We start from the raw sequence: 21,661 nt of genomic DNA, 5'->3' as shown, positions 1-21,661 counted from the left end.
CAACAAAAAAGGGACTCCCGAAGGAGTCCCTGAAGCCTCTGTCAAAAGGCAATGACAGCCGCAGCTCTGTCATGTCAGCCATTCACGCTTGCAGGCCCGTGGTGGTCCATTCGTGGGCGAAGGAGTAAAGCCCGTCACCGCATTCCTGCAAGCGCTTTCGCTCTAGGGCGCGGCTGGGTTCGATGTGGGGGCGCTGCTGCTGACGCTCACCATCCGTGCACCTTGTGCCCCCATGTGTCCGTCCGGGTCGTAGGCCAGCACCACGGCGGGGTCGGCGTCGGCACGGCGGTAGATCGGCAGGTGGGCCAACTCGGCTTCACAGATCAGCTCTTCTTCTCTTTCCTCCAGCGTGCGCAGCTGCGCGGTCAGCTGTTCGCGGCGCGTGGTGCGTTCGGTCAGCGGCAGGCCGGGCACATAGTCCATGGCGTCCACCTTGGCCAGAAATACCTTTTTGATGGTGTCGCCAAACAGCCAGAGCAACTGCGGTGCGATCGAGATATTCAGCATCCCCGAAGCATTGCTTTGCCCTACCAGCAAATTCACCCCCTGCGTCACGCTCAAGGGGTTCACCTCGGTGATAGATGCCCCCGGATTGCGCAGGCTCAGGAACTTGTTGTTGACCTCTGAGGCATCGCTCGACATGCGATCGAACCACGCAGACACACGGGCCTTGAGGTCTTCGCGGGACAGCGGTGCCTGCACCAGCCAGTCGATTTCTTCCTTGATCTGCGCAATCTGCTCGCGCAGCTTGTCGATTTTTTGAATCAGTTCCATGCTCGACCTCACAGCTCGTGCTCGGGGGAATTGAAGCCCCATTGAATGACGACTTTCACCAGCGGATCCACGCACGCAAATTGCTCGCTCTGGGCCGCTTTCACGCGCTCTTTTTAAGCTTCCAGGCGCTGCTGACGCTCCAACAATTGCAGGTAGCCGATGTGCAGACATCCGTTCCGCTGGCACATTCTGTCGGTCAATGTGAGTTTGCTGGTGCCAGACACTCGCACTTGCTGCTGGCACTGGCGCCAAGTTTGCCTAGCCCGAAATGGACTGCAGGCGCGCCTCTCGCTCGGACGGAGATTCTTCACGCAATTCCTGAATCACTTGCTCGCGGGTTTTGCTGGACCCGCTGTGTGGAATCTCTCTCGGAAAACTGCCTTCGCCAAACGACAGACCTCCCTGCTTGACCGCTGCTTCGGTTTCGGCTTTGACCTGAGCCCTGGTCTTCTGGCTCACGAAATGATCTGGATGAACGGTCACGCCTTGCTCGTTGTTCGCCGGATGCTCATAGGCGGCAGCAGAGGCCATACCAGGAAGCGCAAGTGTGAAGGCTGCGGCCACGCCGGCCAGTGCAAGGGACAGTGAAATGCGATGTTGAGACATGGTTGGCTCCAGAAAAAGTCTAGGGAACACAACTCCTTGGCCTGCTTCAAGCTAAGGAGAAGATGTGTTGATGCTAGAGATCTGAGCCCATCAAAATCAGGACAGCGCGATGACATTCCTGTCAGCTCTGCCGCAGCCTTGACGCGTGACTCAGAGGCTTGGCCACCGCCGTCCGAGCACGGGCAGCTCAATGCCCAAAACAAGGGGGCACGCGTGTTGCGCCATCAGGGCTTGGGACGGGGTTTGAAGATATGGATGGTCTCGCCGCGAGCAAGCATCGCCACCAACTGCTCGATGCGCCTGGCACGTGTCTCGGCCCTAGCGGCCGTCTGGATACGCCACAGTATCGCGTAGCGATTGGAGGCGTTAAGGCCGGCAAAAAAAGCCTTGGCCAAAGGCTCGGCCTCCAGCGCGTCCTGCAGGTCCTCGGGTACGGTGGAGGTTCGCGCACCGTCATAGGCCCGCTCCCAGCGTCCGTCAGCCTTGGCTGCCTCTATCTGGGCCTGACCCGCTGGCTGCATGCGACCCGCCTCAATGAGTCCCTGCACCTTCTCGACATTGATCTTTGACCAGACGCTACGCGCGCGCCTGGGCGTGAAGCGCTGAAGATAGTGCTGGTCGTCAAGGCTTTTCTTCTGTCCATCGATCCAGCCCCAGCACAGCGCAATCTCCACCGCCTCGGGATAGGTGACACTGGGCTCATTGGCACCTCGCCTGGCGATCTTGAGCCAGATTCCTTCGGAAGCAGCATGGTTCTTCTTCAGCCAGGCCTCGAAGGCTTTGGCGCTCTTGAACAGGATCGGAGCCAATTCGAGCGGGATGACGGATTTGACGGAAGGCATCACCAGGACCTCAGCGGCATGAGTACCAGCGCGGCTCGTGGCAAGGAGACGGGAGCTTGGTGGATGGTACGGGAGGTCCAGTTTAACCAGAGCTCCCGGCCTGTAGCGATCGCTGAACGCCCATGGCTTCCCCCTTGTGCAAGGCCTTGGCCTATCTCCAAAATTGCATAAGCAGCCCCATCATCCCGGCCGCAATAATGACGTAGATGACGTTGATCTTGAAGCGGATCAAGGCGATGCCTGCTACCAGCCCGATGGCAATCGATGGCCACTCCATGTGCCCTGCAAAGCCTTGAGGCCAGATGACGTGGTAGGCAAAGAAGACTGCCAGATTCAGGATGACGCCCACAACCGCAGCGGTGATGCCGACCAAAGGTGCGTTGAACTTCAGCTTGCCATGGGTGGACTCAATGAAGGGGCCACCCAGCAAAATGAAAATGAACGACGGCAGAAAAGTGAAGAAGGTCACGATCACTGCGGAGACGACTCCGGCCAGCAGCAGCGAATCCGCCCCGAAGATCGCTTTGGTCCAGCCGCCTACAAAGGCCACAAAGGACACCACCATGATGAGAGGGCCTGGAGTGGTCTCTCCCAAAGCCAGGCCATCGATCATCTGCGTCGCAGTCAGCCAATGGAAGTTCTCCACCGCACCCTGGTAAACATAGGGCAGCACCGCATAGGCGCCTCCAAAGGTCATCAGCGCGGCCTTGGTGAAGAACCACCCCATTTGTACCAAGGCAGACTCCAGACCAAACGCAATGGCGAGCACGCCCATCACGCTGGCCCACAGCGTCAGGCAGATGAAAGACACTCTCCAGAATCCTCGCCAGGAAAATCGTGCATGCGGCGGAGTGGGTGTGTCGTCGTCGATCAATGCAGCCCCGAGTGACTGATGCACATTGCCTTTTTCATGGCTGAAGCCACCAAAAACCTCGGGACGCAATTTCCCCCTATGAAGCCGATGGCTGCAGCCGCAATGACGATGAGCGGAAACGGAATATTGAGTGTGAATATGGCGAGAAAGGCAGCTGCCGCAATGCTCCAATGCCAGCTGCTCTTGAGCGATCTGGAGCCCACCCGGTAGGCGGCCTGTGCCACAAGCGCCGTCACAGCGGGCTTGATGCCATAGAAAATGCCAGCAATGACTGGCATGTCGCCGTGGGCCATATACAGCCAGGCCAGAGCCATGATGATGAACAGCGATGGCAGGACAAAGAGAACCCCTGCCAGAATGCCGCCCATGTCCGATGCAGCAACCACCCCAGGTAGGTGGCAAGCTGCTGAGCCTCGGGCCCCGGCAGCAGCATGCAGTAGTTCAGGGCGTGGAGAAATCGCTTCTCGGAAATCCATCGGCGACGGTCTACAAGCTCCTCATGCATGAGTGCTATTTGACCTGCGGGTCTCCGCCAAAGCTGATGAAGCCCAGCTTCAACCAGAAACGCAGCGCTTCTGAAAGAGAAAGAGAGACCGGCGCAACCGGATCGGTGGGCCTGGGCAAAGCGGTGTCCATAAAAGCTCCATAGGGAATATCCAGCTCTTGGACGGGACACCGTCTACCCTTGCGTGACGGGAGGCTGCTTTCCCGATGCAGAAATTCTAGCCCAGTCACCCGGGCGCTCGTACACGCCACACGCCGAGAACAAAGTCTGCAGCCCCCGAGAGCAGCGCCAGCACATGGAACACAGCCGCACTTGCTGTGTTCCAGCAAAAAAGCATATCAGCCCTCTATGCCCTGGGCTGCTTCGCCGCAGACCTCTCATGCAGACGAAGCCACCAGGCACCAAAGCTTTCACTCCCTTGAGGCACAGTGCAGCTCGGATCGCCAAAACCTCATCACCGATAGAGCTGCTTTCAATCTTCAGGCTGCATCCACAATCGACGAGACATCCAGCACATACATCTGGCGCTGCCCCTCGTGCACAGAGTCAATGCAGACCTGCTTGCCATCCCGACTCCAGCGTGGGTGCAGGTCACAGCGGTTTTCCTTGCTCAGTTCCGGAGTGGCATAGAAGCTGCCCAGATTGCGACGCTGGCCGGTCTGCATGTCAAACAGGAACAGAAAGCGCTCGTGCGTGCTGTCGTCTGGATAGGTATCACTGAGCATCCAGCGGGTGCTGACCGGAGAGAAGGTCATATGGCCGTTTTCCACCAGCACATCGCGGCCGATCACCTGCACCTCGCCTTCGTCTACATCGTGATAGAGGTGGTAGTGGATCTCGCCGGCATGCGGCCCCCAGACGATGATGTGCTCGTTGTCCTGCCACAGCGGGTGAGAGATCTGGTACTCCGACTTTTCATAGTCAAACGTGCCTACGGCATCGGGATCGAAGTCGTCGGCCAGTTGCGGCAGCGGATGATCGGAGCACTCCAGCAAGCGCATGTCGGAGCCGTCCGGATTCATGGTGATCAGGCGGTGCAGAAAGCAGGTCTCGTCCTTCACGCGCTCTGTCCAGCGATGCAGAAAAAGGATGCGTGAGGAGGCCGGGTTGACCTCGATATGACTCACCCAGTGGATGGCCTTGTCCATCGACGCCACAGGATGGAATGCCTTGAGTTGCGCATAGCTGACCAGCAGCCGGGCATCGCCTGTCGCCAGCTCCATACCCCAGATGCCATCCTCGGCGGGCGCTAGAGGCAACTCAAACGGCTGGCCCGGCTCGCTGTAGCCAATGGTTTCGTGCGTGATGTAAAGACGCCGGTAGTTGACCGACAGTGCCCAGGCACTGCTGGGTGCCACCACGTACACGGGCATGGGCAGAACGCGGCGCTCTTGCGTATCCACATCCACCACCACGGCGCCAAAGCCGGGGTAAGGAGCGCCCATATCGCCCGTGCGATCGTTATAGATCAGCTTGCGGCCCGAGGTACCGTCCAGCCATTGCAGCTGGCTACCCATCTGAAAGTTCCAGGCGCCGGTCTCGCCCACGGCGTGAAAGCGGTCGCCGTCCTGGGTGTCGAAATAGCCGATCGTGGCCCTGGCCTCTGGGGTCAGATAGATGTCCATCCAGGGTGTTTGCTGCGCCGCGAGCAGGCTATTGCTTCTGTCCCAGTTGGACTTGTTGTAGTAGCCGAAGAAGTGATGCAGGCTGCTGCTGCCCACGCGGCGGCAGGGAACAAAGGAAGAGTCAAAGGAAGTAGTCATCGGATGTCAAGCAGTAGCGTCGCAGCGTCGGGCTGCGACTCGAAAGCGGTTCCAGGCCTGCACAGAGACCCGGCTCTGGTCAGTTCGCCGTGATCTTTCCGGCAGCGATCACCTGATCCCAGCGCTGCTTTTCCCTGGCCACAAAGCTCTGCGCTTCTGGCAAGGTATTGGCCACGGCACTCATCCCCTGCTCCTGCAGCCCTTTGCGGAACTCGGGCGTATTGACCACCTTGCGGATGTCTTCGCTGAGCTTCTGCACCACGGCCTGAGGCACCTTGGAAGACACGGCGACCGTGGTCCATGACGTGGCCACATAGTCCTTCATTCCGGCCTCGCTGGCCGTCGGAACATCCGGCAATGCCGCCAGGCGTTCATTGCCGGTCACCGCCAGCGCCTTGAGCTTGCCGCCCTTGACGTGCGCCAGCACTGTCGGAGGGTTCTCGAACATCAGCTGGATCTGGCCGCCCAGCAAATCGTTGAGCGCGGCAGAACTGCCACGATAGGGAACATGAACAATAGGAGCACCGGACTGCAGCTTGTATAGCTCCCCCATCATATGAACTGACGAGCCCACGCCTGCAGATCCAAAATTGATGCTGCCTGGCTCCTGCTTGGCAAGCGCGGTCAACTCCTGCAGGTTCCTGACTGGCAGATTGGGGGTTGCCACCACCACATGAGGCATCTCTGCCAGCACGGTGACAACGCGCAGCTCCTTGGCGGGGTCGTAAGGCAGTTTTTTGTAGACAGCGTAGGCAGCATGCAGCCCTATGGACCCCACCATCAGCGTGTAGCCGTCCGCAGGCTGGTCGGACACATATTTCCCGCCCAGATGACCGCCAGCCCCGGGCTTGTTTTCCACCACCACAGGCTGGTTCCAGAGACGACCCAGCCTGTCGGCGAGCATGCGGGCCTGCACGTCCGAGCTGCCACCTGCAGTGAACGGCACGATGATGCGAATCTGACGAGCAGGATTGGGATATGCAGAGCTTCCTTCAGCCCGGGCAGAACCGATGCCTGCCAGCGTTGCGGCAGCCAGCACACCCAGACACAGAGAGCGACGAGCGCTAATGCCAAACATCTAATGACTCCTTGGATTTATTTCTGCGCTCTCGATGCCTGAAAGCGCATGCATTGTTTCGTTGGAAGTCAGTGTAGAAAGCCAGCACTACTCAGAAAAATTCATTTTTCAAACCTACCTATACGCAGCTGGTATACCCTTGCATCTCACCATCGAACCGCCTGCGCCATGCCACGCCCCTTGAGTTTTAAGGAAATCGAAGCCTTTCGTGCCGTGATGCAAACCGGCACAACGACCGCTGCGGCCCAGTTGCTGCACACCACGCAGCCGTCCATCAGCCGCCTGCTGGCTCAGATGCAGACAGGCGCGGGCCTGAAGCTGTTTGATATGCATAAAGGACGGCTGCGCCCAACCGCAGAGGCAAGAGAGCTGTTCTCGACCGTGCAGCAGCACTTCGTCGGTCTGGACCGCATAGAGCGCGACCTGCAGGGGCTGCGGCAATTCGGTGCCGGAACCTTGCGCATAGGCTGCACTCCGGCACTGGGCTTGTCCATTGTTCCTGCGGCGCTGCACAACTTTCTGCCCTACTACCCGGGCACCCACATCAGCCTGCAGACGCTAGGCACCATGCACCTTCGGGAAGGGCTGCTGCACGGCCAGTTCGACCTAGTGGTCAGCACCATGGCCATTGGCTCGCCCGAACTCAACGCAAGCGTACTGCACCAGACCCGGGCAGTGTGCGTCATGCATCCAGACCATCCGCTGGCGCAGCGCAGCAACCTGCATGTCAAAGATCTGGAGGGCCAGCTGCTGCTGACCTTGAATTCGGACGACAACATCTACCTGCAGCTTCAGCGAACCATGCTCGAGCATGACGTACGTCCCGGCTCGACCGTCGAAACCACCTACTCCTCCACCATCTGCTGCCTGGCTGCGCAAGGTACGGGCTTGGGAGTCGTGAATCCCTATGTGGCGGCAACGTTTGCCTCGAGCCTCTGCATCAGGCCCTTTCTCCCCGAATGCTCCGTAGAAGTGGTGCTGGCGCTGCCAGGCCATTCCGCCCCTTCGGAGCGCACGCAATGCTTTATCGAAGAGTTGCAGAAGCAGCTGACAGCATAAGGCGATCAGATTCGCGAAAGAGGCCGGTCTCTCACCCGGCCTGCCGCATCAGAGGCAGTGCTGCCGCAGATCTGTACCCACGACCGAGCACCTGGAAGGGGGATGGAGCGATGACAGGCAGCTCGGTATCAACGGGCCTTGCATTGAATCGGCACCATGCGGCCGATCTCCACCGTCAGGTCCGGCCCTTTGCCTCGAATGGTGTTGGGTCCGTTGCTGTAAACAAATCCGGAACCGCTGGGTTGCTGCGACAACTCCACGCTTTGACCGCCACGTATCAGGACCGCCGTGCTGCTGGCCGGCGAAAAACGCACCGATATCGATTCTCCATTGGTACAGTTGAAGGCCACTTCACGCTCTGCATCTTGAGGCGGCGTAGAGCTGCAGGCACTGACAGCGATGGCGATGAACAAGGCGGATCCAGTGGCTCTCATAGATTTCTCTCCTGACGTTACAAAGCAGGACTACGGCAGTCATTGGGCCATACGTGCGGACGATGCCAGCTCCAACGCCTGCAGAGCGATCCGGACCAAGCCGGCCCCCTCCAAACCCAATTTCAGGCAGGGCTCACACGCCTGTCGCGCTCCTGGTCCCGATACAGGCGTGCTTTTTCAGCATACATCGCCTTGTCAGCCCCCTGAACAATGCTCTCTATGGAGGTTCCCTCCTGGCCGCAGGCATGACCCATCGAGACTTGAATACTGTGCCCCGGATAGAACTGATTGTTCAGCTCCAGCAAGGACAGGATGCGCTCCTGCAATGCTACGGCACCGCGCTCATCGGTTCCCGGCAGGAGCACGACAAACTCATCGCCACCGATGCGGGCTGCGCAGGCCGGCGCATCGACTGCCTTGGTCAGAACCTCTCCCATACGCCTCAGCATGGCATCGCCTGCCGTATGGCCATGTTCGTCGTTGACGACCTTGAGGCCATTCATATCTATGGCGATCATGGACAAGGGCCAGGGGCCCTTGCGCGACAGCCGGTTCAGTTCTTCGGTATAAAAAGCACGGTTGCGCAACTGGGTCAGTACATCATGCTTGCCCAGATATTCAAGGTAAGCCTCAGCCTTCTTGCGGGCCGTGATATCCACCAGCGACAGCAGCACCAAGCCCCATTTTTCCGCGTGGCTGCTCATGATGGCGAACTCCATGTGAATATGGAGTACATCACCGGCCAGGCCGTAATTCACCACTTCCCTCTGCTGCACCAGCTTGCCCTCCCAAAGGTCTATCAGCTGCTCGGCAAACGAGTCGTACATTTCGCCCCTGAAAACCCTGGAAAGGTTCTGCAGCAGCTGATGTTTGCTATCAGCACCGAACATTTGCAGCGTCTGTCGATTGACATCAAGGACCTGGATTTCCTGCATGCAGCGCGTCACGAACTCCGGGTGCACCTTCAGAAAGGTCCTGAAGTCGGTGATCCCGCGCGCCCGAACATCGTCCATCAGGCGCTTGACCACGCTGAAGTCCTCGACCCACAGCGACACCGGGGAGTACTCGAAAAGGTCCCTGGCGTACTGCTCGCTGCTCTGCAGCCGCGTCGTGCTCTGCACTTCGGCCGTCACATCCTCCAGAGAGACCAGCACCCGGCTCCAGCTTTGCTCGTAGCCCGGCAGTACGCGTGCCCTCACCTGCACATCGAGTCGCCGCCCATCCAGGGCATAGTTGACCGAACGGGTCTCGAAACTCAGCACCCCGTCCCAAAGTGCGAGCAGCTCGTTCATGATGCTGTCGAGCATGTCGCCGCGAAAGACTTCGTTCAGCCGGCTCTTCAGGGTTTGCTCGTCTGCGGCCTTGAACAGGTCCAGCGTGTACTGGTTGACCCGCAGCACCTTGTAGGACTGACTGCACAGCTTGAGCCGCTCCGGATCCTCTCTGAGGAAGCTCAGCAGATCGCTAACCCCCTGCGCTCGCCACTGATCGAAAATCTGTCTGAGGCCGCTGTAATCCTCCATCCAGAGCGATACCGGGGCGAGGTTGAACATATCCTCGAAATCCAGACCTTCAGCGAGAGAATTTTTCACAAACGATACCTCCGCCAACAATTATTACCGAGACGGCAGGCCTGTGCGCATGCCCTCTTGCGCAGGATCGATGGGCTGGCCTAATACCATAAAAAAGACTCCCGCGGGAGTCTCTCGGCTCAGATCGCCTCGGGCAGCCTCTGCCTTGCAGCCTTCACTTTGTACATGGCGGCATCAGCTTTCTGCAGAGCATCGTCCACATCGGTTTCATCGGGCATCAAGCAGACCATGCCCACGCTGGCTCCGGCATAGTCGATCTTGCGCCCGTCGGCCAGTTGCAAGCTGGTAACAGAGGCCTCGCTCAGCCTAAGCTGCATCTCCCTGATCACACTGTCACCGTCTTCATCGAGCAAGGGCCCTGTGCCGACCATGACGAATTCATCGCCGCCAAAGCGAGCCAGCATGTCACTGCTGCGCAGGCCGGCTCGCAATTGCTCAGCCATGGCACGCAGCAATGCATCCCCGGCTTCATGGCCAAACTGATCATTGATCTGCTTGAAGCGATCAAGATCCACGAATCCCACCAGTACCCATTCACGGGTGCGTCTGCAATGGGCGATGATCCGGTTGAGTTCCTCGGTCACGCAGCGGCGATTGGGCAATCCGGTCAGGGCATCCAGCATGGCCAGCGAGGCCAGCTCCTCGTTGGCATGCTGCAGCGAGCGCACCAGTTGCTCGCGCTCGGCAAAACCCGCAATGATCTTGGCAAACAGGCGCAGCAATTCCTCGGCCTCACCTGCCAGCGCGACGGAGTGATCGCTGGCGGCACACAAAGTGCCGAACAATGCACCATCGGAAAAGCGCACGGGCGTGCTCACATAGGTCTGGATACCCAATTGGCGCGCTGCATCCGAGTCGCCCCAGCACTCGGCCACATTGTCGGTATAGCTGCGCCCCTCATCGAGCGAGCGCTTGCACAAGGTATCGTTCCATGGCACCTCCAGTCCTTCGGGAATCGTCATCCCTCCCGTGTTGAGCGAGTACAGGACATTCTGAATACCGTTTGCCTCATCCACCGTGGTGAGATAGGCCGACTCCAGATCCGTCACTTCCACCATGATTTCCAGCAGAGGCCGCGTGAAGCTGGGCAGATTCTGAGAATTGGATACGGTCTGGGAAAGGCGCTGAATAATTGATGGCATGGTGCAATTTGGGGGAAGGAACACACGACAAGTGAGGCGGCTCAAACAAGGTCTGAGGTCTCGACATCATCGCTTGCATGTGGCTCAGACGATTCGCCAATCATGCAATGAAAGCCGGATTTCAACGCCTGTATTTTCAAGCAATCGATTGTCAGACTAGGCCTGAGGCCACAGGACCCGGACACGCAGGCCGCCCAGTTGCGGTGACTCGTCAAGCACAAGCTCAGCCCCACTGCTTTTCGCAATGCTCTGCACAATTGCCAGCCCCAGTCCACTGCCGCCGGCCATACCACCAGCACCCTGGCCACGCACAAAGCGCTGCAGAACGCGCTGGCGCTCGGCCGCGGCGATGCCCGCACCCGAATCCTCCACCACCAGTGCCCGGCCTTGTTCGTCCTGCAGCCAGCCCACATCGACACGGCCTCCTGCGGGCACGTACTTGATCGCGTTGTCCAGCAGATTGCGCAGCAATACTGCCAGCGCCTCCGCGTCTGCAGGCACGCTGAATGAGCACTGCTGCTGCGGCTCCTCACTCAAACCCATGTCCAGCCCTTTGGCCTGGGCAGCCGGCGCGGCATCCACCAGAGCCTGTTCAACCAGCAAACGCAAGTCGGCCAGCGGCGCACCTTCGGTCTGCGGCTTGGCTTCCTGCCTGGCCAATGCCAGCAGTTGCTCCACCAGTCGCCTGGCGCGCTCGATGCCTTCCGCGAGGCGAGCCTGCGCCGCTTCGCGCTCGGCGCTGTCCGTTGCCTTGCGCAGCAGCTGCAATTGCAGCTGCAAGGCGGCCAGCGGCGAGCGCAACTCATGTGCGGCGTCCGCCACGAAATTCTGCTGAGTCTCAAAAGCCTCGCGCACGCGCTGCAGCAAGCTGTTGAACTCCTGCACCAGAGGGCGCATTTCATCAGGCAAATCATGCTCCGCAACCGGCGCCAGATCCTGAGGCTGACGCAGGGCCAACTCCCTGCGCACCCGCTGCACCGGCGTCAGCGAACGGCGGATCACCCACCACACAGCCAAAGCCAGCAGCGGCAGCAGCAAGACCACAGGCAGCAGGCTGCGCCAAGCCGCAGCGCGCGCCAGAAGTTGACGCACGCGCATGTCCTGGGCAATCTGAATCACCTGAGAGCGTGTCTGCAGCGAGAACACACGATAGGTGGTGCCACGCGCCGGCACATCGGCAAAGCCCAGCACTGCCATCTGTGGCAAGGCCTCGCCCAGGGCCGACTCGAAGATTCTCAGGCCCTCATTGGTCCAGACCTGCACGATGAATTCGTTGTTCTCATCTTCGGGCCGCGTCCCCTGCGCCCGGCCTTTGACATCGACTGGCAGACCCGCTCGCAACGCAAACGCCGTCTGCTGCATCTGGTAGTCGAACAAGGTATCGGTCTGCTCCAGAGCATTGCGATAGGCAAACACCCCCTGCAGAACAGCCACCAGCAAAATCGCCATGCCGATGAACAGCAGCAGACGTCCGCCCAGCGAACCAGGCAGTTTCAGCCGCTTCAATGCCTGGTTTTTGCTCATGGTCTGGGCACCATATATCCAAGACCACGAACATTGAGCACCGCTGCGGCACCGAGCTTTTTACGCAGCCCGTGGATATAGACCTCCACGGCATTGCTGCTGACCTCATCGCCCCAGCCGTAGAGCTTGTCCTCGAGCTGTTGGCGCGACAGCGTGGCCCCGGGCCTTGCCAGCAATGCCTGCAGCACTGCCCATTCACGGCCTGACAGGGTGACCGGCTGACCATTCACACTGGCTTCGCGGGTATTGGGGTTCAGCATGATGCCGCCATGCTCGTACACAGCCTCCAGATGCCCGGCCGCGCGGCGTGCCAGCGCACGAATGCGGGCCAGCAGCTCATCCATGTCATAGGGTTTGATGACATAGTCATCGGCCCCTGCGTCCAGCCCGGCAATGCGATCACGCACCCCATCACGCGCTGTGGCGACCAGCACGGGCGTTGCGTCCTTGCGCGCACGCAACTGGCGCAACACCTGCAGTCCGTCCATTTCCGGCAGCCCCAGATCGAGCAGAACCAGATCGTACTGATGCCCGCGCAAGGCCGTATCGGCCCGGGCTCCGTCCTGAACCCAGTCCACCACATAGCCTTCGCCACGTAGCAGTGCCTGCACGGCCTGGCCGATCATGGTGTCATCTTCAACGAGCAGTAAACGCATGGCGCAAGGATAGCGCCGCTACAGCGGGAATGCCCAGTACCAGAAACAAAGGGTGCATCGCAAGCAGCCTGCATGCCGGCAAGACGAAAGGTGGCAAGCGATGCAGCCTCACGCCAGGCGGGCAAGCCGACACCTCACATGAAGGGCTGCCGGTTACACCGCAGCTTCGATGCCCGGCATCGCCATGCGCGCCTTGGTCAATGCCATGCCCAGATTGGCAGTACGGCGGCAGACAAAGACGGCCACATAGTCGGGCACGGCCTTGCTGCGCAGAAAGACATGAATCAGGTTATCGCTATTGATGATGATTTCCTGAAAATAGTGATGGCCGTCATCGCTAATGCCACGCGAACGCTTGAACAAGGTCTCGATCATGGAGACATTGGGGCCGTTGAACAGATCGGCCGTGGCGGCCGCCACCAGATCAATCACTTCGCGCGGGTGGGAATCCACGGTGCGGATCGATAGCAGCATGCCCGAGGCAGCATCCACATAACCGGCGGCCAGACATTCAGGCACCGAAGCCACGGCCTGCGTCAACACAGCATCCAAACTCATTGGGTTCTCTCTTTCCTATTGCTTATTCTTCGCGTCATGCACCCATTGCCAGCCGGCAGGGAACATGCGATAGCGGTCTTGAAAACATCACGCCATCTTTTGCAGCAATGCGTCTTCGAATTCATATAGCAGCGCTTCCTGCGCCTCGGACTGCACGTACTGCGCGTCAATCAATCGCACGCGACGCAAAGCCTCTTCGGCAGTCAGGCCCTCGCGCACCAGCCAGGCAGCCAGCACGGTGCCGGTGCGCCCCAATCCGGCAAGGCAGTGCACGGCCAGCACCTCGCCACGACGCAGGGCGGCAGACATGCGCGCCAGCAGCATCTGCATCTGCGCCACGGTCGGCGGCTCGTGGTCATAGACCGGCAGGTGAAAGTTCCTGAGCCCGTTGCGGGCCAGCGCTTCCTGCGGAAAATCCCTCTCCGTCAGCGTGATCAGCATGGTGACGCCGCAGCGGCCCAAGGCCTTGAGATCGGCGTCCATGTCGTGCACCACACCCGGCCAGGGAGTACCTGCCAGCCGCCCTGGCACCAGCCAGGAAAATCCGTTCGGACCACGGCTGGCTGGCACGGCATTTTCAGCAGCCTGCAATGGCTGCATTTCCATCAGCACGGCCGCATTGACGGGGCGAGGCTGATAACGGTCTCTAGCGGTCGTTTCAGATGCCGCAAGCGCTGCGGCCGCGACCGGCCGAGGCGCCGCCGATACAGGCTCTGGCGTAGGTAGCACATGTTCCACGACCTCGCTTGCGGCTGAAGACGATATGTGCGGGTCGACAAATTCAGCAATGGCGGCCAGGGCTGGTGCAGACAAGGGAGGCGGCGGCAGCACGTCGTCGGCCAGCTCATGCACAGGCGTTCCTGGCATGGGGACGGCGCAGCTGCCGCTGCGCACAAACTGCTGACCGGCAGCACTGAGCGGATGCTGGATGAACTCCGCCATTGCCGCAGTTTCCTGGATACGCCCACCAGCGAGCAACAGCATCTGCTGCGCAGCAGCCTGGGCATGCTGCTGCTGGTGCGTGACCAGCAGCACACTGCGGTGCTGACCGATCTGCTTGATCACGTCCAGCAGCAAAAATGCCTCATAGCCCTCCAACTCGGCCGTGGGCTCGTCGATCATCAAAACCGCCGGCCTGGCCCAGGCCTCGCGCAAAATGGCCACGGCACGTTGCTGCACCGCACTCAACAGCATGGTGGGCTTGTCCAGCACCTGGGCCAGCTCGGCCAGGCCATAGTGCTGCAGTTGCTCGCTCACCCAATGGCGCCATTGCAGTGGCGCACGTGACTCGCTCTGGCGCGCCTTCTCGATCAGCGCATCAAGGGTGTTGGCGCGCATCAGCCTGGCATGCTGCTGCACCAGGCGAGGCAAGGCCTGCTCGCCATCGGCGCTCAAAGGCATGTGCAATGGCTGATCGGCATAGACCACCAGCCCCCAGCTGCGAAAGCGCGGATTGCCCCCATTCAGTCCAGCCAGCGTGCGCAGCAGCGTGGACTTGCCCGTGCCCGCAGGACCCAGCAAAGCGGTTACGCCTGATTGCGGCAGTGTGAAATCCACTTCGGCCAGAACCACTCGTGGACCGAATGAAGCGCCCAGGCCTTGCACTTGCAGACTGTGTTGCTGATCCAAGAATGTCCCCTTCGCAGCGCCTGCTTCGAGGGCCGTCACGATTTGTTTGCGGTCACACCGAATCGCCACCGCATGGCGCCAAAAAGGCGAATGAATGTTTTGGCCGGCAGTCTATGGCATTACATCCCCAGCAACTTGTTACTCCTGAAAACATGACAACAACATGGGGAAATCCTCTTAAAAATCATTTATTTAGATGTTTTTTGTTTTGAATCAATAGAATCAGATAAAGAAAAACCGCAACCGGAACGGTTGCGGTTTTCTGCGTAGTCAAGGCGCCAGTCAACCCAGTCGCACCGGCACAAAGATCTTGTTGCCATCGCGCCAGATCAGCACGGCCACGGTCTTGTCCGCCTTGGCGACTGCGGCCCGCACCTCGTCGATATTTCCGGCGGGGGCGCCGTTGATGGACAGCAGCACATCGCCCTGGCTGATGCCTGCGGCTGCAGCCGGACCGCTGGCCTGAGCCACCAGCAGACCGGAATCCACGCCGATCTGCTGCTTCTCCTCGGGCTGCAGGGGGCGCAGTGCCAGACCCAGCTTGCCCTTGTCACCATCGGGTGAGGACTTGGCCACCTTCACCGCCTTGTCACTGGCATCTCCGAGGGTCGCGCTCAGGGTCTTGGATTCACCCTTGCGCCAGACTTCCAGCGTCACTTTCTGCCCGGGCAGGGACTGACCGATGAAGGCTGGCAGATCGCCGGAGCCGACCACAGGCTTGCCATCCACCTTGCGCACCACATCGCCGGGCTCCAGTCCGGCCTTGGCGGCGGGGCCGTTCTTTTCGACACTGGCCACCAATGCACCTTCCGGCTTGTCCAGCTTGAAGGAGTCGGCAAAGGCCTGGTTGACCTCCTGCACGCTCACGCCCAGCTTGGCATGCTGTGCCTTGCCGGTTGTCTGAATCTGCTCTTGCACACGGGTAGCCAGTTCGATGGGAATCGCAAACGACACCCCCTGATAGCCCCCCGAGCGGGTGTAGATCTGGCTGTTGATGCCCACGACCTCGCCCTGAGCATTGAACAGCGGGCCACCGGAGTTGCCGGGGTTGATGGCCACGTCCGTCTGTAGAAAAGGCACAAAGGAGTCATCAGGCAGAGAACGCCCCTTGGCACTCACCACACCGGCCGTCACGCTGTTTTCAAAACCGAAGGGCGAGCCTATCGCCAGCACCCAGTCCCCCACACGCAACTGGCTGGTCTGGCCCAGCTTGACCGTTGGCAGGCCGCTGGCCTCAATCTTGAGTACCGCCACATCGGTCTTGGGATCGGCTCCCAACACCTTGGCCCGGAACTCACGACGGTCGTTGAGCTTGACCGTCACTTCCTTGGCTCCGCGCACCACATGGGCGTTGGTCAGAATCACGCCATCGCTGGACACGATAAAGCCCGAGCCCTGTCCGCGCATGGGTGTATCGGGCTGCTGCGCACGCGGCCCCATGCCTTGACCACCGGGCATGCCCGGAATGCCGAACTGGCGGAAGAATTCAAAGAAGGGATCGTCAGGGCTGATGCCTGGGCCCTGTTGCTGACGTTCGCTGGCCTGGTCGCCTTCATCGTCGCTCATGGCACGAGAGGAACCCACCACGCTGATATTGACCACGGCCGCGCCATTACGCGCCGTGATATCCGCAAAATTGGGAGCATTCACCGCAGGCAGGTTAAGCGCTGCGGGCTGCGCAACCACTGCAGACTCGGTGGCCTGGGCTGCGCTGCGGGTTCCCACCAGACCGGCACCGGTGGCGCCCAATGCGCCAATCGCACCAGCAGCCACCAGGGCCATCACCAGTCGGCGAGGCGTGGACAGAATTGTGTTCATGGTCATCCTTTCAAAGAAAAGCACCGGATCGGTGTCATTGAAGGGAAGTTTGACCATCCACACTTAGGCGAGACTTAGGCGTTCGCGGCTTTCAGCAAGGCTCCTGAATCGGAATCCGCCCACACTTGCCGCCCCGTGACCTCAGGCCTCTTGCGCCCGAGACTCGCCTCACTCAGATCAGCTCCAGCACCAGCTCCGGCGGACGGCACAGCTTGGCGCCCTTGGGCGTGACCACGATGGGGCGATTGAGCAGCACCGGATGCGCAGCCACGGCCTGAATCAGCTGCACATCGCCGACAGCGGCGTTGTCCAGACCCAGCTCCTTGAACTGGGCCTCCTTGCTGCGCAGCAAGTCACGCACAGGCACGCCCAAGTGCGCCACCAGCTCGGCCAGCTCGGGCGCAGTCAGTGGCGTGGCGAGGTAATCCACGATATTGGGCTCGATGCCACGCTCGCGCAGCAATGCCAGTGCGCCACGCGAATTGCTGCAGCGGTTGTTGTGGAAGATGGTGATATCGGGACGATTCACGGGGGTGTCTGTACTTGTATTCATGGCTGCAGTGTAGCGAGCCCGGCTTTGCCCGCAGTCGCTGCATAGCAGCTATGCCGGCAGCGCCAGAGCCGGGCCGCGCGCCATCTCATAGACTGTCTGCAAAACATCGAGAGGAGACATCAATGACCGCTTTCACCGAGCGCGAGCCCCTGGCGCTGACCCGTCGCCAATGGAGCCAATGGGCTGCAGCAGCCGCCCTGGGCGGGCTGGCCGGCACGGCCCTGGCGCAAGATGCCAAATACCCCGCCAAGCCCATACGCCTGGTCATTCCGTTCACTCCAGGCGGCTCTGCCGACATTCTCGGACGTGCCATCGGTCACGAGCTGACCCTCGCCTGGGGCCAGAGCGTGGTGCCGGAAAACGTTGCCGGCGCGGGCGGCAGCATTGGCGCGGACCGCGTGGCAAAGGCCGGTGCCGATGGCTACACCCTGCTCATGGGCCATGTGGGCACGCTGGCCGTCACCCCCACGCTCTACCCCAAACTGCCTTACGACCCCATCAAGAGCTTTACTCCCCTGGCCTGGGTGGCGCGTGTGCCCAATGTGCTGGTCGTGCATCCTTCGCTGCCGGTCCATGATCTGGCATCGTTCATCAGCTACGCCAAGGCCAATCCCGGAGCGGTGAACTTCAGCTCGGGCGGCAACGGCAGCGCCGCGCATATGACCATGGCCTATCTGAGCCTGCAAGCAGGGCTGAAGATGCAGCATGTGCCCTACAAGGGCACGGCGCCCGCCGTCAATGATCTGGTGGCAGGTCAGGTTCAGGCCCTGTTCACCGGCATTCCCGCCGTGCTTGCGCAGATCCGCGCAGGCCAGATCAAGGCGATTGCCGTGTCGTCACCGCAGCGCATCCCTGCGCTGTCCCATGTGCCCACCGTGGCCGAAGCAGGCCTGCCCGGCTTCGAGGCCGACCAATGGTATGGCGTGGTCGGCCCGGCCAACATGCCTGCCGATGTGGTCGCCAGGATCAATCAGCAGATCAATGCTTCGCTCAAAAGCCCGGCCATTCTGGAACGCCTGCAAAGCGAAGGTGCCCAGCCCATGCCCAGCACACCCAAGGTCTTTGGCGATCTGATCGTCAAAGACCTTGCGCGCTGGCGCAAGGTCATCATCGACAGCAAGATGACGCTGTGAACGGACAGCATTGAGGCTTCAGGCAGCAGCGGAAGCGGCGGCCACAGCAGCCGTCGCCGGTTCCAGCTCTTCCTCGTGCGCATCGAACTCGCGCCCAGGCAGCAGCAGATTCAGGCCCACGGCCACCAGCGCACCCACGGTGATGCCCGAACCAAAGACCTCACGCACAAAGGCCGGCATCTTGGAGAGCAGATCGGGACGCACCGTCACGGCCAGACCACAGCCCAGCGAGACCGCAATGATCAGACCGCTGCGGCGTGTTTGCTCGGCGCTGCTGAGCATGCGGACGCCCGCCAGGATGATCATGGCAAACATCATCAGACCCGCGCCGCCGAGCACGGGCTGGGGAATCGTCACCACCAGCGCGCCCAGCACCGGGAACAGGCCGGCCAGCAACAGCATCACGCCGGTCAGCATCACCACATGGCGGCTGGCCACGCCGGTGAGTGAAACCACGCCCACGTTCTGCGCAAAGGTGGAAACCGGCGGGCTCGACATCACGGCGGCAAAGGCCGATCCCACGCCGTCGCACAACATGCCGCTGGCCAGGCGCTTGCCGCGGATCGGCGTCTGCGTTGCCGCTCCCAGGGCCATGAATGTTCCGGTGGTCTCGACAATGGTCACGAGAAAGGCGATGGACATGGCAACGATGCCCGACACCGGAAAGCTCATGCCGAAATGCAGCGGCTGCGGAATCGCGAAGATCGGCGCCTCGCGCACCTGGGTGAAGTCGATCAGGCCCAGGGCCAGGCACAGCAGATAGCCGCAGGCAATGCCCAGCACCACGGCCGATGCCGAGATCACGCCCTTGCCCCATTGCACAAAGCCGATCACCAGCGCCAGCACAAAGCCGGCAATCGCCAGATTGCCCACGGCGCCGTAGCTGCCGCTGCCCACGCCGCCTGCGGCCCAGTCCACGGCGACGGGCGTGAGCGACAACCCGATCATGGTCACAACCACGCTGGTCACGGTATGCGGAAAGAATCGACGGATCACCGGCATGAAAAAGCTGCCGATGATCATCACCAGCGAACCCACCAATGAGGAGCCCAGGATGCCCGGCACGCCATGCTCCAGCCCCACGCTGATGCCCGCGCCGACAAAGGCAAAGCTCGTACCCATCACGCAAGGCAGGCGTATGCCGACAGGTCCCACGCCGCGGCACTGGATGATGGTGACGACGCCCGAGCCCAGCAAAGCCGCATTGACCAGGGCCACGATCTGGTCGGCCGGCAGCTTGAGCGCGCCGCCGAACACCAGCGGCACGGCGATGATGCCGCCCAGCGCGGCGAGCAGATGCTGCAGCGAAAGCAGCGTGGTGGTGATGAGGCTGGGCGGACGGTCTTCCACCCCGTAAAGCAGTTTTTCCATGGTCTTGTCTCCTGTTTTTTAGGTATGCAATCGCCGGGGAATAGGCTTCCCCGCGAAGGCCACAAGACTAAGCACGCAACCGGGAGTTCTCATATGCCGTTGCCGATACAGCCCATGCGCGGCGCCGTATAGCTTGGCCGGCATCGAGAAAGAACTTCTGGCACTCCAAGTCACCTGACACCAGTCCCGAGCCCACTTTTCTTCCAGCGCCACAAAGGCTTGGAATCTCTCTCACACCGATGTCCAGCCATCGCAATGGACCCACGATGGCCGTCACCGAAAAGTCTCAATGCCCTGCTGCTGCTCGCTCGAACAGGCTGCGCGCAAGATTGCGGTGCTGGCCCAGCACCACGGGCAGGTCGGCGGTCAGCAGACATCCATCCTCGACCACCACGCGGCCGTTGATGACGCTGCTGGATACATTGGCCGGTGTGCAGAACACCAGCGCCGCCACGGGGTCATGGCCTGCGCCCGCATAGCCGACAGCCTCCATGTCGAAGGCCACGAAGTCGGCCGACATGCCGGGGGCCAGCGCGCCGATGTCGTCGCGGTTGAGCACGCGTGCACCGCCCAGCGTGGCAATTTCCAGCGCCTCGCGGGCACTCATGGCCGCCGGGCCGTAGCCCACGCGCTGCAGCAGCATGGCCTGGCGCGCCTCGCCCAGCATGTGGGCTCCGTCGTTCGATGCGCTGCCGTCCACACCCAGGGCCACGGGCACGCCCGCATCGCGCATGCTGCGAATGGGCGCGATGCCAGAGGCCAGGCGCATGTTGGAGCATGGGCAGTGCGCCACACCGGTGCCGGTGCGCGCAAACAGCGCAATTCCTTCGGGATCGAGCTTGACGCAATGCGCATGCCAGACGTCGCGCCCTACCCAGCCCAGGTCCTCGGCGTATTGCGCCGGAGTAAGGCCGAATTTTTCGCGCGAGAAAGCCACGTCGTTGTCGTTCTCGGCCAGATGGGTGTGCAGCGAGACGCCATGCGCACGCGCCAGCACCGCCGATTCGCGCATCAGATCGCGGGTCACCGAGAACGGCGAGCAAGGCGCCAGCACCACGCACAGCATGGAGTGGCGCGAGCCGTCGTGGTACTGCTGGATCAGGCGCAGGCTGTCGCGCAAAATGGCCTCTTCCTCCTCCACCACCACATCGGGCGGCAGGCCGCCTTTGCTGCGGCCCAGGCTCATTGAGCCGCGCGCGGCGTGAAAGCGCATGCCCATCTGCTGAGCAGCCGCGATGGAGTCGTCCAGGCGCGAGCCATTGGGGAACAGGTAGAGATGGTCGCTGGTCGTGGTACAGCCCGACAGCATGAGCTCGGCCATGGCGGTCTGGGTGGAGACATGGATCATCTCGGGCGTCAGGTGAGACCACAGCATGTAGAGGTTCTGCAGCCACGAGAACAGCTCGGCATCCTGGGCCGCCGGCACGGCACGCGTCAGGCTCTGGTACATGTGGTGGTGGGTGTTGACCAGGCCCGGTGTCACGACCTTGCCGCGCATGTCCAGCACGCGCGCCAGGCCCTCTTCTGCCATGCGGCGATACTGCGCCGGCAGTTCGGCCGTTGCGCCCACCCACAGCAGGGCCGGGCCGTCCGCCACCAGAGCGCCATCTTTGATCTCGCGGCGCTGCGCATCCATGGTGACCAATACGTCGGCATTCAGGGCTATCAGGGTCATGGTTTTTTCTCTCCAAACAAGAAGCGCAAGTCTAGAGAGCCACCCAAGTGCGCGATAGCGCTGAATTTCGCCAAC

The 21,661-nt window shown here is 61.1% G+C and carries 18 protein-coding genes and 1 pseudogene; 2 read left to right on the top strand and 17 right to left on the bottom strand.

What is annotated here, in order from left to right:
- Positions 1-162: 162 nt before the first annotated feature.
- The 6 genes and pseudogenes from F3J24_RS08440 to F3J24_RS08415 all read right to left on the bottom strand — a co-directional run bounded on the left by F3J24_RS08440 (position 163) and on the right by F3J24_RS08415 (position 6,442).
- A complete protein-coding gene (locus F3J24_RS08440; protein WP_167004653.1) occupies positions 163-774 on the bottom strand; it encodes a hypothetical protein in 612 nt (203 codons plus the stop codon).
- A gap of 258 nt (positions 775-1,032) precedes the next feature.
- Positions 1,033-1,380, bottom strand: coding sequence for a DUF4148 domain-containing protein (locus tag F3J24_RS08435; protein WP_167004650.1), 348 nt, complete (start codon positions 1,378-1,380; stop codon positions 1,033-1,035).
- Between the two features lie 224 nt (positions 1,381-1,604).
- On the bottom strand, positions 1,605-2,222 hold the full coding sequence (locus F3J24_RS08430) for a YdeI family protein (protein ID WP_167004647.1): 618 nt from the start codon (positions 2,220-2,222) through the stop codon (positions 1,605-1,607).
- Positions 2,223-2,373: 151 nt separating this feature from the next.
- Positions 2,374-3,732 (bottom strand): annotated as a pseudogene (gene chrA / locus F3J24_RS25140) (chromate efflux transporter).
- 348 nt (positions 3,733-4,080) lie between these two features.
- A complete protein-coding gene (locus F3J24_RS08420) occupies positions 4,081-5,364 on the bottom strand; it encodes a hypothetical protein (protein WP_167004644.1) in 1,284 nt (427 codons plus the stop codon).
- 79 nt (positions 5,365-5,443) lie between these two features.
- Positions 5,444-6,442, bottom strand: a complete 999-nt coding sequence (locus F3J24_RS08415; RefSeq protein ID WP_167004641.1) for a tripartite tricarboxylate transporter substrate binding protein — start codon at positions 6,440-6,442, stop codon at positions 5,444-5,446.
- Between the two features lie 168 nt (positions 6,443-6,610).
- On the opposite strand from F3J24_RS08415, the gene F3J24_RS08410 reads away from it, so the two are divergent.
- A complete protein-coding gene (locus F3J24_RS08410) occupies positions 6,611-7,501 on the top strand; it encodes a LysR substrate-binding domain-containing protein (protein ID WP_167004638.1) in 891 nt (296 codons plus the stop codon).
- 128 nt (positions 7,502-7,629) lie between these two features.
- Here the strand turns inward: F3J24_RS08410 and F3J24_RS08405 are convergent, their stop codons facing one another.
- The 9 genes from F3J24_RS08405 to arsC all read right to left on the bottom strand — a co-directional run bounded on the left by F3J24_RS08405 (position 7,630) and on the right by arsC (position 17,407).
- Entirely contained in the window at positions 7,630-7,914 is a 285-nt protein-coding gene (locus F3J24_RS08405; protein ID WP_240154284.1) for an MliC family protein, read from the bottom strand.
- Positions 7,915-8,057: 143 nt separating this feature from the next.
- Positions 8,058-9,527, bottom strand: a complete 1,470-nt coding sequence (locus F3J24_RS08400) for a GGDEF domain-containing protein (protein WP_167004632.1) — start codon at positions 9,525-9,527, stop codon at positions 8,058-8,060.
- Positions 9,528-9,646: 119 nt separating this feature from the next.
- Positions 9,647-10,669, bottom strand: a complete 1,023-nt coding sequence (locus tag F3J24_RS08395; RefSeq protein WP_167004629.1) for a sensor domain-containing diguanylate cyclase — start codon at positions 10,667-10,669, stop codon at positions 9,647-9,649.
- 156 nt (positions 10,670-10,825) lie between these two features.
- The gene (locus F3J24_RS08390) at positions 10,826-12,193 is read right to left on the bottom strand and encodes an ATP-binding protein (protein WP_167004626.1); all 1,368 of its coding nucleotides are present in this window, start codon (positions 12,191-12,193) and stop codon (positions 10,826-10,828) included.
- On the bottom strand, positions 12,190-12,849 hold the full coding sequence (locus F3J24_RS08385) for a response regulator transcription factor (protein WP_003051565.1): 660 nt from the start codon (positions 12,847-12,849) through the stop codon (positions 12,190-12,192). The genes F3J24_RS08390 and F3J24_RS08385 overlap by 4 nt, the downstream gene beginning before the upstream one ends.
- A gap of 153 nt (positions 12,850-13,002) precedes the next feature.
- The gene (locus F3J24_RS08380) at positions 13,003-13,407 is read right to left on the bottom strand and encodes a hypothetical protein (RefSeq protein ID WP_003051562.1); all 405 of its coding nucleotides are present in this window, start codon (positions 13,405-13,407) and stop codon (positions 13,003-13,005) included.
- Positions 13,408-13,494: 87 nt separating this feature from the next.
- Entirely contained in the window at positions 13,495-15,036 is a 1,542-nt protein-coding gene (locus F3J24_RS08375) for an ATP-binding cassette domain-containing protein (RefSeq protein WP_167004623.1), read from the bottom strand.
- Between the two features lie 282 nt (positions 15,037-15,318).
- Positions 15,319-16,854: a Do family serine endopeptidase gene (locus F3J24_RS08370; RefSeq protein WP_167004620.1), complete on the bottom strand. Its 1,536-nt coding sequence runs from the start codon at positions 16,852-16,854 to the stop codon at positions 15,319-15,321.
- A 172-nt stretch (positions 16,855-17,026) separates the two neighbouring features.
- Positions 17,027-17,407: an arsenate reductase (glutaredoxin) gene (gene arsC / locus F3J24_RS08365; RefSeq protein ID WP_167004615.1), complete on the bottom strand. Its 381-nt coding sequence runs from the start codon at positions 17,405-17,407 to the stop codon at positions 17,027-17,029.
- Positions 17,408-17,529: 122 nt separating this feature from the next.
- On the opposite strand from arsC, the gene F3J24_RS08360 reads away from it, so the two are divergent.
- On the top strand, positions 17,530-18,540 hold the full coding sequence (locus F3J24_RS08360) for a tripartite tricarboxylate transporter substrate binding protein (protein WP_167004612.1): 1,011 nt from the start codon (positions 17,530-17,532) through the stop codon (positions 18,538-18,540).
- Positions 18,541-18,558: 18 nt separating this feature from the next.
- Here F3J24_RS08360 and F3J24_RS08355 read toward each other — a convergent pair whose 3' ends face one another.
- Together F3J24_RS08355 and F3J24_RS08350 are read right to left on the bottom strand one after the other, a co-directional pair.
- On the bottom strand, positions 18,559-19,911 hold the full coding sequence (locus tag F3J24_RS08355) for a nucleobase:cation symporter-2 family protein (protein WP_167004609.1): 1,353 nt from the start codon (positions 19,909-19,911) through the stop codon (positions 18,559-18,561).
- Between the two features lie 286 nt (positions 19,912-20,197).
- Entirely contained in the window at positions 20,198-21,586 is a 1,389-nt protein-coding gene (locus tag F3J24_RS08350; protein WP_167004607.1) for an 8-oxoguanine deaminase, read from the bottom strand.
- Positions 21,587-21,661: the final 75 nt, after the last annotated feature.

This window comes from Comamonas sp. Tr-654 (genome assembly GCF_011752915.1).
GTDB lineage: Bacteria > Pseudomonadota > Gammaproteobacteria > Burkholderiales > Burkholderiaceae_C > Comamonas.
This window is presented reverse-complemented; position numbering and strand designations above follow the sequence as displayed.